The sequence below is a fragment of the Butyrivibrio sp. YAB3001 genome, from assembly GCF_900112195.1.
Taxonomy (GTDB): Bacteria; Bacillota; Clostridia; order Lachnospirales; family Lachnospiraceae; genus Butyrivibrio.
In genome coordinates, this window is sequence record NZ_FOKR01000002.1 from 629,749 (window position 1) to 645,266 (window position 15,518).

The window sequence follows — 15,518 nt, forward strand, 5'->3', positions numbered from 1 at the left end:
CTGAATCATTCTCTCACGAAATGTGAATTTCTATATATACAGTAACTTTAATACTACTTCTTGACATCGTATCGTCAAAAAGTCAAACAAAAGGTAATGATATTTATATTATAGAGGTTAAATATGTTATATATCACAAGGCATGGTAAAACAGATTGGAATGTTCAGGAAAAACTTCAAGGACATGTTGATATTCCTTTAAATCAGGAAGGGATAGACTCAGCAATTAAAGCTCATGACAAATATAAGTCTCTACACTTTGATATCTGCTACTGCTCTCCACTTCAAAGAGCTAAAAGAACAGCAGAAATCTTTCTTGAAGGGACAGATACACCTATTATTATCGATGACAGGCTTATAGAAATGGGCTTTGGAGAATATGAAGGAGTTACCGGATATTTTAACAACCCATCCTGCCCTATAAATGATCTGTTTGTAAATCCAGCAGCTTATGTTAAGTGCGGCGGCGCTGAATCATTTGAGGAGCTTTTCGAAAGAACAGGAAGTTTTCTTAAGGAAGAAGTCTATCCTGCATTAGATAAGGGAAAAGATATTCTTATTGTAGGTCATGGAGCGATGAACTGCAGCATTATATCTCAGATAAAAGGGATGCCGCTTTCACAGTTTTGGGACAATCTCATCGGTAATTGTGAACTTGTCAGGTTGCTCTGATCCATAGCGATTTATGACAACGACGCATATGACCGTTTTAATTCTATAAGCTGTACAAGCTCTTCATTATTCTTTTTTATATGAAAATTATTGCTTCAGAAAACTGCTTGCACTCAGAACAGACAGAAACAGCATATCCGTCGATTGAGTATTTCGTAATATAAGTATCAGTCATTTCACTATCGCCGTAATAAATTCTCTCCTGCTCCTGATCAATGAATATCTTTTTCGGATCCATAGCTAGGCCTTTGCCTACGAACTTCATTATGCTTTCCTTCATTGTCCAAAGGGAAGTGAACAAGCTATTCTCCTCCTGACTGTTCCTGGAGTTAGCTCTTACGTAATCTATTTCTTTTGGTGAAAAAACGTAGTTTATAAGATTTTCTTTAAAAGCCTTGATTTCTTCCACATCTATGCCGACTTTTTTGTCAGAAAAAGCTCCCACTGCTACACTTCCGGAATGTGAAAGATTAAATTCAAAGCTGTTGCCGCCTTTATTATCAATATATGGTTTTCCGTTCTCTAAAAAGGATACAGCATCAGGTTTTATCCCCTCATTGCTGCATCCTTTATATAGTATTATCCCTGCCCCAAGAGAAAGTCTCTTGCCATCATCAGGTCTGTAACTATCTATTTTTTCTTTTCGGTAGGAAGGCATCTTGTCATACCAATAGGCAAATGCCTCTTTATCATTCAAAAAATCCACATTTATAGCGTATACTCTGTTACAAGTTGTCATCTTCTGCTATTCTCTCTATGCCATTATTATGGACTATCACCCTTTCACCATGCCAGAACTTGTTCTGAAGTTCATTTTTGGTAACTGTAGGAGAAAGCAAATCTCCCTCGATGAAATCCACATCCATATCTTTTATCTTATCATAATATGCCATTGTGTCTATGCCTGAGAGAATAACAGTTTTTTCAAGCTGGTTTATCATATTTATGCGGTTTTCAAGTACAATGTCCGAATTATCGGTCTTATCTGCTTCAAATATGTTTTTAACATTAAGGATTGCACCGCTTATCTGATATGCAGAAAAAGCTTCAAGTCCAAAATACTCTTCTGTATAGTCACTGATAAACAGCTTTATTCCAATCCTTTCAAATACCTCAGTTATGTAGTACAGAGCTTCTTTTCCATAAAGAACATCCGACTCATGTATCACAAAAGCCATAAGAGATGGATCAATCTTGTAGTGTTCAAGATACCTTTCAACGCGGTTTGCAAATTCTTTTTTTACCATAACCGCAGACATTATCGGTATCATGCAATAATCCAGCTGCATATCGGAAGTATCAACACCGCTGGACAAAAAGCGGCATACTGCCTCTATTGTCATGTACTGCATCTCTTCAATAAAACCTGATGTTTCCGCAACATGCATAAATTCTTCCGGCAAAAGTTCTCCTAATTCCGCATCATTAAGCTTAAGTGATACTTCTGCAAGCTTTATCAGGTTTTCTTTTTTGCAATAAATCGGCCTGTAGCAGACAGCGAAAGTCTTCTCGCTGATTCCGCGACCGATAGCCTTTTCAACCTCAATCCGTCTGAGAAGGAAATCAAGATCAGATCCGGAGTATATTTTTTTCTTTTCATCTTCAAGCTCAACATTAGCAAGCAAAAAAATGTCATTGATAGTCTTAAACTGTTCCGGACAATTTGCCAACAAAATCTTTACATCAAGTTTTATTCCTTCATTTTCATCTCCCCAGTTTTCTTCAAACCTCTCCTCTATTTTTTGAGCGATACTTCTTGCCTTTTTGGCATCTACACCCTCATATAATCCGTAATAAATCCCCCCCTGCACGTAGTAAATGTTTAATTCATCTTCATCGAGATTCATAAGAAAATCTGAAATCTGTGTCATGATCTGACCGGTCTTTTTATATCCAAGGAGCTTGCTAAAATTGTAGAGATTTCCAATTCTTATGCAGACAGTCACAAAGTTTCTTCCAAGGGTAAAAAAGCTTCCCAGATCCTGTACCAATGCGCTCCTGTTATAGGAGCCTGTATAGACATCAGTTCTGTCATCATCTTTTTCAATCATCAAAAGAAGGCCGCTTAATCCAATAGCTTCACCCAAAAGTTCACATTTTACCTGTGGGATCAGCATCTGAATAGCGGTGCCTAAGGTTGCAAGAGAAAGAAAGTACACCATAGCTATCTTTTTCATGTTGTTCATTGTTCGCCAGTGGCGGGCAAGAAGATATAGTCCAATGCCCAAATACACAGCAGAAACACCATAGGCAATATAAATGCCTGGACCTCTGACGTAAGTAAACTTCCCTGTTATGCTAAATGTAAACTGAGTAACAGGATTCGTAAGCAGCATTACTTCAAGAAGATAAAAAGGAACCTTTATAAAGCTTCTATGGACAAAGTTGAATTTATAACGTATGCCGCAGATCATTATGACATAAAACACAAAAACCGGTATCATTCCAAAGTGAGTGGAATAATACAAAAGCTGCATGCCGTAGCTTAATATCCACTTAATTGTGTCGGGAAACGGTGAATATACTGCTGCATAGTGACCAAATTCAGTAAGTGAATCTATAAGCGTAATAATCAGGAGCAACCTGAATAAACGAAATCTGATCCGATTTCGTTTACGTATCACATTCGAATAAAATATGCAGGTTATGCAAATGATAGCCGCCGCAATGCGGTATGTAAAGCTATCTGCTAAAGGTCTTGCCAGCATATATCAGCTCTTCCTCTGCTTAAAGAAATTATCAAGTGTACTAAGAAGTTTATCCTTACTGATGGATTTAAGAAGGTAATCTGCAGGTTTTAACGAAATAACTTCAGTAACGCTCTGTCTGTCATTTTTTCCTGTTAGAAACATTATCGGAATTGAACTGGAAAAAGACTCACTCCTTATCATCTGCATTACTTTAGGACCATCTAATACAGGCATGTCATAGTCAAGAAGAATAAGATCAGCTTTATTGGTCGCAAGCCATGCAATTGCCTGTGTTCCGGAATTAGCCATTCCAATTCTGTAAGAATCCTTCAGCCACTCTCTTATCATTTGTATAAAAGTAGGATCGTCATCTACTATAAGAATACATTTTCTTCTTTGCTTCTCATACTCATCATCAGTAACTATGCCAACCTTTTCCACTAGGTCTGCCATATCAAGAGGTCTTGTCACCTCAAATGCTATATCTTCCTGAGGAATATAGTGATGTACCAGATCGAATGCCTCTTTATCGCCGATAACAAGCACTATAATATTTTCTTCAACGCAAAGGTCTTTAAAATAGACCATTGCATCCCTATGTTCTTCAAAGTCCTGGTCAGTGTACAAAATGATAAGGTTGACACCATGTATCTTGGCATTTAGTTCCCCAAGGGTATAATTACAATCAAGAACCTCATAATTATTATTCTTGAGTGTATTCTTGATTGCGTTAACCATAAATGTTTCTTCGTTTCTTACAATCACGATTTTCTTTTTAACCATAAGCCTCTTATCACTCCTGTTCATCAATACGTTTTTGAACGAGTTCCGCTATGTCATCCCATTTTAGCTTATATGCCAGCTCTCCTATTTTTTTCACCGCAGCGCTGTCTTCAGCCGGAAGTTTATACTCCTTAAGTGAATCAATCACAAACTGAAGTGTATCAAAATCAAGGATCTTACTGACTTCAAGAATAGTCATATATGCGTCCTTGAGCTGGTTCTTACTTATTTCCTGCTTGTTATCATCATTTTCTTCTTCACCTGCAATCTCCGGTATCTGAGAAAGGCTGTTTTCAACCGACTGATAGATATTTAGAAGCTCATTCTGATAAGTATCTATTGTATCGATATCCTTCTCATTTCCTGCATTCTCAAGCTTCTCGGAAAGCTTGGATAAAGAAGTTGCTCCTATCGTGCGGCTTGTACTCTTAAGAGAATGCACATAGCTTGTGTAATCCTTCCAGTTTCTATCGGCATAGGTCTTTTCGATATTGCCCCTGGTACTTTCTATCGATTCAAAGTACACTTTGAGGATACTTAAGTAGCTGTCCAAAGTCCCACAATTCTTAAGTCCCTGATCAGTATCTATGCCATTTAGTTTATCAATCCATGACTCCTGACCTGCATTTTCTTTTTCCAAAAAAACTTCTGATACATTATCACTTGCTGTATCATTTTCATCCTCTTCAGGTGATGAGTAAACAACCTTGTCAGCAGGAAGGAATCTTGCAAGACAATCCTCAAGCTTATCGCTTTCTACAGGTTTACTTAAGTAATCATCAAAACCAATCTTAAGGAAATTATCCCTAGCGCCGGTTATCGCATTGGCTGTTAAAACAACTATCGGCGTGTCAGCATTCGGACTATCAAGATCTTCCTTCATAGCCTGATAGGTCTCAACACCATCCATTCCGGGCATTCTATAGTCAAGGAAAATAACATCATATTTCTTCTGCGACTGTTTTTCCAGACACTCTTGTCCGCTCTTTGCCATATCTATCTGAATCTTTGTAGGCTTGAGAAGTTCTCGTATAACCACATGATTCATAGGAGTATCATCAACCACAAGAATAATAGCATCCGGAGCAACAAATTTTTCTTTATACTTCTTTCTATCCTTGCTGTTCTTTATAATTCTGCTTCTAAAGTCACCAATCCTGGTATCGCCGATAACTTTCTGCGGCAGGTGAATTGTAAAGGTTGAACCCTTTCCATACTCACTATCAACTTCAATGGCACCGCCCATTAGACTAAGAAGGCTATGGGTGATTGCAAGTCCAAGACCACTTCCTTCAACAGTCCTGTTCTTGTCGATATCCAATCGCTTGAACTTGTCAAACAGTGTGCTTATATCTTCTTTCTTAATGCCCATTCCGGTATCAGAAATCTCTATTTTAAGGATTATTCCATCAAACTGCCTCTCGCCTGAAGCCCGTAAGGTGACCGTTCCTTCTTTGGTATATTTAACAGCATTATTCAGGATATTGACCATGATCTGGCGAAGTCTCATCTCATCACCATACATGGTATCCGGCAGGTTCTCATCAATCTCAAATACAAGGCTTAGTGATTTTTGCTCAGCCTTTATTCTGATCATGTTGTAAACGTCATTTAAAACAGAACTAAAATCATATTCTGCCTCGCTGATTTCCATGCTTCCGGCTTCGATCTTTGAAAAGTCCAGAATATCATTGATAAGAGAAAGAAGTGTCCTTCCGGCGCTTTCAATATTCTGGGCATATCCAAGAATCTTTTCATCCTTACTCTCTCTAAGGATTACTTCATTCATTCCAAGAACTGCATTTATAGGAGTCCTTATCTCATGGGACATATTTGCAAGGAAATTACTCTTTGCTTCATTCGCAGCTCTTGCGCGCCTTTCTTCCATTCTCGCCATCTCAGTAGCCTTGAGGATAGCAATGAATTCATTCTTGCTTACAGGCTGTGAAAAATATGGTCCCTGAAGGTAATTAACCTTAATGTTAGATACTGCGTCCAGACTTTCCTGATCTAAGACATTTGTAAGAACGATCTTCTTCCCCATCTGTCCCATCATCTTTAGTCTGTTTTCAAGAATAATTCTGTTCTGTGGAGTCTTTGAAGCATTCTTTATAAGATTGGCATCAATCTTAACTCCTTCAAATATAAAAGAAGCTGCTGACTGCATATTAAAGAAGCCGGTCCCATACTCATCCATAAAGAACCTAACTCCGGCTTCACTTAGTTTTTGCATAACGGAATTAAGAATATTCTGATCTGCAGCAGCTGCCGATTCAGTAATATCAAAAACAATCTTAGAAGGTGAAACTCCATATTTTTCCCAAAGGCTTTGAACTCTCTCAACAAAATCCGTCTTGATGATCTGAACAGAAGAAAGATTAATACTGATAAATTCAAGTCCCATTTCCTCGACGATGCCGCCTCCCAGGAAATAAAACACCTGATCTATCATGAACCATCCAAGCTGCTCGATCATTCCTGTCTGTTCTGCAATCGGAATGAATTCCTCATACTTAATACTCCCAAGAGCCCAGTCTTTAAGGCTAAGATATGCATCAGCCGCACAGATTGCCAGCTCATCCCTCGTATAGATCGGATTAAAATGAATTCTAAAGCTCTCGTTCTCGATTCCGCGTTTTACTGCATTCTCAACATCTGCTCTTCTTAAGATGAAATCCAGCTCATGATTTCTCATAACATGATCCGTCACATCATCGAATGCTCCATCTGATAAAAGAAGAAGATATTCAACGCTACCGAACTGGTCAGGCGAACTTGCCTCGAATATCATTGTGGACAAGATTATCCCGTTTTCTTTGCATATCCATTCCTTTGTAAACCTGTCATATATATTGTCCGCCACTGCATCAGCAGCTTCTTTATCCATATCGGCACAGATTACCATGAAGGTATCAATTCCCATTCTGTAAGCTTCGATATGCTTATCAAGCCCTTTTAGGTAATCGGCGATCATAACATTTACTTTTTCAAATTCTTCATAGCCGGCAATCTTTCTGTAAATATCTGCATTAACAATTCTTACGCAGATAGTATAAAAATCCCTTTTATACTTAAAATATGAACCGGCATCCTTAATAAAGGCATTTCTGTTATTGATTCTCGTTGTGACATCTGTTCTGTCATCATCATTCTCAAGCATCATCATAAGTCCCATGAATCCGATAGCTTCGGCCATGAGTTCACTTCTTATCTCAATTACAACCATCTGGAGGATAGTTCCGAAAAGAACCAATGCTGTGAAATATATCATGGCAATTCTTTTCACATTTGTAAGAGAATTCCAATACATAATAAGAGCCACCGCAGCAAATAGTACGTAAAAAACACTTATTCCATACGCGATATAAACCCCAAACATTCTGTAGAACGTAAGATTTTCATCAACATAATAAACTGTATGAAAAAACGGTGATAGCAGAACTAAAATCTCAAGAAACACAGCCGGAATCGCCATCATTATCCTTGCTCTATTGCTAAATCTAAACTGCACGTTGCATACAAGAACAATGTATATGGCAAACATTGGAGCTATCAGAAAATGAGTAATGAAATAGACAAACTGCGCAACATTACTTAAAAACAATTTGATTTCTAAAGAAAAAAAAGTCGCTCTAACAAGCTCACCCAAAATCCCGGTAAGCGCATCAATAGCGACTATAGCACATAGGCCCAAAAACAACAGGCTTCTGGTTCGAAGTCTGTTGTTCATGATACGTATATAAAATATACAGGTAACGCTTATAATAATAGCAGCACTGTTAAAGGTTATACTTCCAATTCCCTGAAGATCCAGCATTTCATCACCTCGTCAGCCGTACTACCATTTACTTTTGCGGGAAAAGATCACGATACCACTTAAGGGCATTAAGATACGCATCGTAAACCTCATCCATATCTATGTTTTCCAAAACAAGCAGTCTTGAAACCTCGGTCCAGTCTGCAACTTCATATTTTTTGATAAAATTAAGCACCTTGGCAAAGTCTCCCTTATTCTCAAGAAGCGCTTCCCTTACATTTTTTGACACCTGGACAATCTGTAGTGCATCTTCCATGGTTTTTTCAAGCATTATATCAAGCGCAGAGAAAAGCCCCATGATAAACAGCTCCTGTGACAGCATCGCAAGCTGAAAATTGTCTGCAAGATTCTCCGCAAACTTAGCTCTGATCATTACAAGTCTTGTTATCTCACTTGGCTTATCAGCACAGAGTTCCTTCGTAACTGCGGTGTTTATCCATCTTTTTAGTTCTTTTTGTCCGAGCATGGCTGCCGCATGACGAATAGATGTTATCTCAGAATTTAGAGCCATCTTGTTTACCATTTCCAAGAGGGAAATAACAAGAGCTGGGTCTTTTCCGATAACATCTGCAGCGTCCTGAAGATCAAAGTCAGGGTTATTCACAACATTTAAAAGCTCTATATAATTCACTTTCAGCGGGTTGACTTCTGTCTCTGACTCTTTAACCGGCATTCTAAAAAATCCGCCTTCGTAAAGATCATAGCCGCCATCCTGCTTAAGCTTGTCATACTCTTCCTGCGTATCTACATTAACGGCAACAAGCTTGATATTGGGAAATACTTTTTCAAAATAAATCTTCGCTTTAGTGATGTCTATCTTTGCATGATTAAGCAATATGTAATCACAAAGGGATATGATTTCCTTGTACGGTTCAAAGCTGCTTATAGGCAGTTTTCTTATGGCAAGTTTGTAACCCTGAGACTTAAGTTCTCTTACTCTCTGAACATACTGTTCTGTAGGAGGAATATTTTTATCCATCAAAAGAATAACTTTGTTTGCCGGAACCGTGCACTGGAGGGATATTTCAGCAAAAATGGAGAACTGATTGATAGGAACAAAGACTTCCTTTCCACCTGAAAGGGTGCCGACACCCATGCTGCTTACAACTTCAAGTTCATGTACAGTGCCAGCTCCATCGTATCTTGCTCCGCCTTCGAAACTAGGGTTCAAGAAGTGGTTTTCCTTACGCGCAAATACGGAATAAGCGCATACTGACATATTATCATCAAATAAAGGAATCAATGTTGCTAACATAGAATTCTCCTTTCGGCACGGTAATGACATACTCCCACTCAAGAATATTTTAGCAAAAATAGTTGTTTAAATATATTATATTTTTATAAAATTCCGTGAATATTGTAGTGGATGGGAAGGACTGTTCCGGTGGTGGGGAATATGGGGGATAGGAAAGTTTCCAAATGTTTGTGGTCGTCTGCGCGGTGATTTTCATGATTTCTAAAACAAATGGATGTCTCCTCTCAGCGCTGTTCGAAGCAGTCGCCATCCATTTGTTTTCTCAATATGAAAATCATCCTGCTCGTCCGAGAACTTCACATTTGGAAACTTTCCTATCCCCCACTTGCCACCCGCCACCTGAAATGTACCGATTGAGGGAATGAGTTGCTTCGCAACTCGTTGCGTGCTGACGCACGCAGCTGTGGATTAAAAAACAGCTGCGTACCTGTATCATCCACAGCAGTACTTCTTGAGATTAGCTATAAATACAAAAACTTCCCGGGATGATAAACATCCTGGGAAGTCTTGGCATAAGTTATTTATTCAATAGTATTACAGAAACACACATTTTCTGCGGATTTAGTGTGACGATGAATATATCATTTGTTTGTTGTTAAGTTGAAGAAGTTGACTTTATAGGTAAGTTTCTGGTTCTTGTCGAGGAAACGGGCTGTTACGGTGTAGGTGTCACCGGCGTTTGTTGTGACTGCTGTCGGACGGAAAATGATGCAGCCCATATCGCCGTAGTATTCGTTGCTAACTGCAAAGTATCCGTCTTGTGTGTCAGGATTGAAGTTCCAGGTCTTGCCATCCGATTTTCTGACTACTGTGAGATAAAGGTTGCTGGTATCAACATATCTTCCCATGCAGAGCGACCACGGAGCGTCGTTTGAAATATAGTCTGCAGGTGTATTCTGAGCAGGCCATGCTACGCTGACACCTGTTGCGCCCCTGAATCCATCCATGGCGTAAACTGCTGAAAAATTCTCTACTCTTCCAAATCCTGTCTGAGACATGTTTGGATACAATATCCATCTTCTGTGTCCTACAGTTGAAAGGTTATTGGTTCCGGAGTCTTCCATCTGACCATAAAGAGAGCTCTCAAGTCCGGTTGCAGGCCATCTGTAGGAAAGATTGGAATGTGTTCCGCCCTCGCAGGCATCCTCATATAAAGAATCATACTTGGAATCGCTAAGCACTGATGGTCTTGAAGGATTATGTGACAATGAGTCATTTAAGTAATTTACCAGTGCTATCTTCTGGCAGAGCTTTGAATAATCGCTTTTTATCGTAACATCAGAGCTAAGTCCTGCGATATATCTGTAAGTATTGAGTACGTTAAGAGCTCCTTTCTGTGCTTTTGAAGAAAGGCTTCCTTCCGAATACGTCCCTGACAAGGATGGTGATGTGCCATATGACATGGTATCATCTGCAGGATGATTAGCAATAAAGGAACGGATTTCAGCCTGAGTTCTTGCTGTAACTCCTAGACTGATCTTGTTTAGTCCGTCATTTTCTTCCCACTGAGCATATAATGTAACCGTCTTTCCTGAGCTTGAAGCAAGGTTTTTGATTGAAGAAGCATCATCATAGCTGTTTCCGCTTCCGTTTGCCTTGGTATTCCATCCTGTAAATTCGTATCCCGTTTTGGAAAAAGCATTTGCAGCAAGCGTGTAGCTCTTTCCATATTTGCAGGTCATTACTGCCATCTGGCCACTTGTACTTCCATTTCCATTAAACTGAACTTTATAGGATATTGCTGTCCAGCGCGCATATAAAGTTACAGTTGCTCCGTTTTTAGTCGAAAGATTTTTTACCTGAGCTTTATTGGCATATGAAGTTCCCGAGCCATCTGCCTTGGTATTCCATTCCTTAAACTTATATCCTTTTTTAGAAAAAGCGTTTGCAGGAAGAGTAACTGTTTTTCCATACTTAACACTTTTTACTGTATCAATACTTCCTGATGAAGCACCGTTTCCGTTAAATGCAATGTTGTACGAATTTATCTTCCACTGGGCATAAAGTGTTATAACTGCCCCGTTCTTGGCTGAAAGATTTTTTATCTGCGCCTTATTCGCATAGGAAGTTCCGGAGCCGTCTGCCTTAGTATTCCAACTGCTGAATCTGTAGCCTTTTTTTGCAAAAGCATTTGCTGTCAGATTGTAGCTTGTATTGTACTTGCATTTCTGGTTTGACATAGATCCTGATGAAGAACCGTTGCCATTAAACTTTACAGTATAAGAATTCTTTGACCACTGAGCATAAAGGGTTACTGTTGCTCCGTTCTTGGCTGAGAGATTCTTAACTTTTGCTTTATTTGCATAGGTTTTTCCGGAACCATCTGCCTTAGTGTTCCAACCACTAAAGGTATAACCTTTTTTAGAAAAAGCATTTGCTGTCAAAGTTATGGATGAACCATATTTGCAGCTCGAAATCTTCTTCATGCTTCCGGATGAAGATCCATTTCCGTTAAAAGCAATAGTATATTTATTAGCAGTCCACTTAGCATAGAAAGTCTTATTGCCTGTGCTTCCCTTTGCAATTTCAGTTACTTTTTCAGAATACTTGTTATCCTTAAACCATCCGCCAAAGCTATATCCCTTCCTGGTAGGTTTCTGCAGTTTTATTGTATTCGAAGTTATAGTATAGGACGCAGGATTTGCAGAATTATTTGTTCCTCCTGCAAGTTCGTAGGTAATAGTGTACTTTGCCTTTTTCCACTGAGCATAAAGCTTGACTGTCGCACCATTCTTAGCAGACAGATTCTTAACAGATGCGCCATTTGCATAAGCTTTTCCTGAGCCATCTGCCTTGGTATTCCAGCCGTTAAACTTATAACCTTTTTTCTTGAAGGCATTGGATGTAAGAGTATAGCTGCTGCCGTACTTGCAGCCTGTGAGTTTTGCCACCGAACCGCTTGTTGAACCATTTCCCACGAACTCAACAGTGTATTTGTTAGCAGTCCATTTAGCATAGAATACTTTATTTCCGGTGCTCCCCTTAGGAATCTGAGTTACTTTATTCTTAAAGTTTTTATCAGAAAACCATCCGGCAAAAGAGTAACCTTTTTTCGTAGGCTTAGCTAGAGTTATTGTAGGAGTTCCCGCATTATAGGTCTTGGGATTTCCTGAATTATTTGTTCCGCCGTTAAGATTATAAGTGATCTTATAGTTGTTAGTCTTCCACTGGGCATAAAGCTTTATTGTTGCATTTGCTTTTGTTGTAAGACTATCTACGACATCGCCTTCCTTGTATGTGGTTCCACTGCCATCAGGCTTTGTATTCCAGCTGATGAATTCATATCCATCAAGATAATTTGTATGGAAATCGATACAGCACATGTGACCTATTGCATAAGAAACACGCGATGCAACTGTCTTTTCATCATTCATGTACTCAACAGTATATTCTTTTGCTTTGGCATCAGTTCCAAGTCTTGTCTTAATTTCGTTAAAAATATTGACATAGCCATTAGTAAAGCCTTGTATATCACCATTCTTATGGACATAGACAATAAGCGGTGTTGTCATGCTGTTTCCGCCGCCAAGCTGTCTGTAGTAGCTCCAACAGATTGAGCTTGCATCATAACCATAATCAACTATATCTGATACATATTCACCATCATTTAGATAATCAACAACATCACTTGCGGATTTGCCGCTCATCTCCGCTGCAATAACATCCTGTTCAGTTGAAAGCGTTGTCCCCGAAATAGAAGAAAGAATCCTATTACAGTTCCCACATCCTGTCTTCCAAAAGATGAGAACCAATGGCTTATTATTTGGCTTTGTACTATATGTCAGATCACAGCTGAAAACTGATTTAATCGTACCTGCATTCACCTGATTTGCATACAAAACCACGGTATAGGATGAAAACTCTTCAGCATCAAATACAACCAGTTTGTCATCTGTAACTTCACTTTCAACATGCTGTGCCTTAGAATTATCATCAATATGATAGACTTCAAGAGTTGTCTCTTCCAGATATTCTTCAGCTTCTTCCACAGCTTTTTCCATGGACTTATCAAGCTTGATCGACACATTTACCTTGCCCTGTTCAGGCTCGACAACCTTTCCGTTTGACGTAAATGTGATATCAAAAGTAACAATCTCAAGAATTTCTTTATCTTCATCAATTTCTTTTTGTACTACTTCTTCAATATCCTTGCCATCTTCCGTCTTGGTGATAAGCTTAATGTCTGTCTTAACATTTTTAGGCAAAACAAGTGGTTCTGCGCTAAGTGATATTGCGTAACCGCTGATTTTCGCAGTGTACTCAAAAGGTTCACCATAAATATCTGTAAGGGCGATTATGAATACTTCCTTTTTGGCCGCTTTAAGGTCAAAAGAAATGTTTCCTTCTTCATAACTGCTCTCGACTATGGTTGCATCACCGTTTTCATCAAGAACATAGGCAGAAAGCTTTGCTTCCTCAGAAGAAGCCAATGTTTCCTCCACCTTGTCAGCAAAATCCTTGGATAATCTGACTTTTACGGAAATACTGCCGTTATAGTCGGCATGATCGCTTGGATCGATTTCATCATTGTATTCTTCCGGATCATTCTCAGAATTTTCTTCATTCTGAGAATCAGGATTCGCATTGTCCTCATCCTGTGTATCAACTATTTCAGAATCTTCTCCCCCTGAAAGAGAATTAGCTTTCCGGTCGTCTTCCTGGTCTTCAAAAAACTCTGTAGAATCGTCAGTCTCATCTGACTCATCAGAAACCACATCTACTTTCTGAAACTCATCATCACCTGTTTTCTCAGAAACATCTTCTGTAATGTCTTGTTCTGAGTTAACCTGACCAGGATTCTCATCTTCTGAAACTTTTTCATCAGCATTTTTAGTCTCTTTTGCTTCAGTAGTGTCACCTTCTGTGACGTCTTCATTACCAATTCCATCAGTTACATCGCTTGCATAATCAGTTGCAAAAGAAACTTCAAAAGCCTCCGCCATAACGACAGTCATGGATTCATCAAGTGCTTTCTCAACAACCTCAGACGGTGTAAGCTTAGAAATGTTTTCAAGGAGATTTAAACTTGCTGTAGTACCTGCCGGAATATTTCCTTTTTCTGCAAAAAGAGTTACCTCATACTCTCCGCTTTCAATCACTCCTGAAAACTCTTCCGGTTCGCGGGTCTTCTTTTCCTGCTTTCTAGTATCTGAATTCGTCTTGTCTGATTTTCGTATGTCTGATTCCTTTGTATCCTTTTTATTTGTATCTTTTTTCTTCGTATCTGACTTTTTGGTATCTGTATTCTCGTTGTTATCTTCTTTTGTACTGTCAGTTTTTTTATCTTTAGTATCTGACTTTTTCTTGTCGGATGATTTATCGTCTACAGCTTTCTCATCTTCATCATCCTTTTCCATGTCATCTAACTCTTCATCAGACTCTCCAGGATCTTCATCCCCTTCATTTAATATCTTTTCATCATCAGAATCTTTTCCTGATTCTTTCTGCTTTTTATTAGAAGAGGAATTCTCTTCATCTTCAGAATCATTGTCTTCAGATTCTTTTTCTGAATCTTTCCCGGTTTCTTTACTATCAGAGGATTCTTTTTTGTCTGCTTCTTCAGTTTCGTCAGAAATTGTTTTTTGTCCTTCTGAACTTGTATCTGAGTCACTTTCTTTACCTGATTCAGAATCATCATCAGAATCTTCCTTGCCAAACTCTGCATTTCCATCGGAAGATTCTGACTTATTGTCATCAGCTTTCTCCTGTTCTACAACATCGTCCTTTACAGCCTCCTCAGATGATCCATCCGATTCCGTTTCCAGTGTTGATTCTGACTGTTCATCTTCAACCTCTTTTACCGCTTCATCGTCATCATTATCAGTAATATTCTCAAGGTCATCAGAAGCTGTTTCCTGCTCATTTTCCTGTTCAGGAGCCTCTATCTCACACTCATCGCCACAATCACTTAAAGTGTCAGACAGCTCCACATCACTTGCCTTCACATCCACGCCAATCGACGAAAACGTAAATAATGAAGCAAGCACCAAGCTAAGTACTCTTTTTTTCAAAACACTACACTCCTTTCCCCATAAAAAAAATTTCGAATACAAATAAATCTTATCACGTACATACACACTATTCCATAATTAATAACTCACCACTTAAACGAGTATGAGTGAATATTTTTCTCATGAAATGCTCGATTCTTTCTGTACAGCAACGTATATACACATCAATCTATGCTAAGCCAAAAGAAGTTTTCCGCCATTTATCACGTCCACCAACAACCGCGAAATACAGTTCAGCTGTCAGTCAGGTTCTTATGATACAGTCAGAAATAAGCAGTTCTCGGACGAGC

7 protein-coding genes are annotated in these 15,518 nt (G+C 38.9%); 1 reads left to right on the top strand and 6 read right to left on the bottom strand.

Going from position 1 to position 15,518, the window contains the following annotated elements; translation table 11 throughout:
- Nucleotides 1–123: 123 nt before the first annotated feature.
- The gene (locus BM086_RS02625) at nt 124–672 is read left to right on the top strand and encodes a histidine phosphatase family protein (protein WP_092322959.1); all 549 of its coding nucleotides are present in this window, start codon (nt 124–126) and stop codon (nt 670–672) included.
- Between the two features lie 76 nt (nt 673–748).
- Here the strand turns inward: BM086_RS02625 and BM086_RS02630 are convergent, their stop codons facing one another.
- The 6 genes from BM086_RS02630 to BM086_RS02655 all read right to left on the bottom strand — a co-directional run bounded on the left by BM086_RS02630 (nt 749) and on the right by BM086_RS02655 (nt 15,228).
- Nucleotides 749–1,411 (bottom strand): 4'-phosphopantetheinyl transferase family protein, encoded by a 663-nt coding sequence (locus BM086_RS02630; protein ID WP_092322962.1) that lies wholly within the window; start codon nt 1,409–1,411, stop codon nt 749–751.
- Nucleotides 1,398–3,380 (bottom strand): EAL domain-containing protein, encoded by a 1,983-nt coding sequence (locus BM086_RS02635; RefSeq protein WP_092322965.1) that lies wholly within the window; start codon nt 3,378–3,380, stop codon nt 1,398–1,400. The genes BM086_RS02630 and BM086_RS02635 overlap by 14 nt, the downstream gene beginning before the upstream one ends.
- Before the next feature lie 3 nt (nt 3,381–3,383).
- Complete coding sequence (locus BM086_RS02640) at nt 3,384–4,145, bottom strand: response regulator (RefSeq protein WP_175560068.1); 762 nt, start codon at nt 4,143–4,145, stop codon at nt 3,384–3,386.
- A 10-nt stretch (nt 4,146–4,155) separates the two neighbouring features.
- The gene (locus BM086_RS02645) at nt 4,156–7,962 is read right to left on the bottom strand and encodes an EAL domain-containing protein (protein WP_092322971.1); all 3,807 of its coding nucleotides are present in this window, start codon (nt 7,960–7,962) and stop codon (nt 4,156–4,158) included.
- 28 nt (nt 7,963–7,990) lie between these two features.
- Nucleotides 7,991–9,217, bottom strand: coding sequence for an EAL and HDOD domain-containing protein (locus BM086_RS02650; RefSeq protein WP_092322974.1), 1,227 nt, complete (start codon nt 9,215–9,217; stop codon nt 7,991–7,993).
- A gap of 581 nt (nt 9,218–9,798) precedes the next feature.
- Complete coding sequence (locus BM086_RS02655; RefSeq protein WP_092322978.1) at nt 9,799–15,228, bottom strand: InlB B-repeat-containing protein; 5,430 nt, start codon at nt 15,226–15,228, stop codon at nt 9,799–9,801.
- Between the last annotated feature and the right edge of the window lie 290 nt (nt 15,229–15,518).

Excerpts from the sequence above, each read along its gene's own strand:
- BM086_RS02625 (WP_092322959.1), top strand. The coding sequence starts at position 124 with ATGTTATATATCACAAGGCATGGTAAAACAGATTGGAATGTTCAGGAA.
- BM086_RS02640 (WP_175560068.1), bottom strand. The coding sequence starts at position 4,145 with ATGGTTAAAAAGAAAATCGTGATTGTAAGAAACGAAGAAACATTTATG.
- BM086_RS02630 (WP_092322962.1), bottom strand. The coding sequence starts at position 1,411 with ATGACAACTTGTAACAGAGTATACGCTATAAATGTGGATTTTTTGAAT.
- BM086_RS02645 (WP_092322971.1), bottom strand. The coding sequence starts at position 7,962 with ATGCTGGATCTTCAGGGAATTGGAAGTATAACCTTTAACAGTGCTGCT.
- BM086_RS02650 (WP_092322974.1), bottom strand. The coding sequence starts at position 9,217 with ATGTTAGCAACATTGATTCCTTTATTTGATGATAATATGTCAGTATGC.
- BM086_RS02635 (WP_092322965.1), bottom strand. The coding sequence starts at position 3,380 with ATGCTGGCAAGACCTTTAGCAGATAGCTTTACATACCGCATTGCGGCG.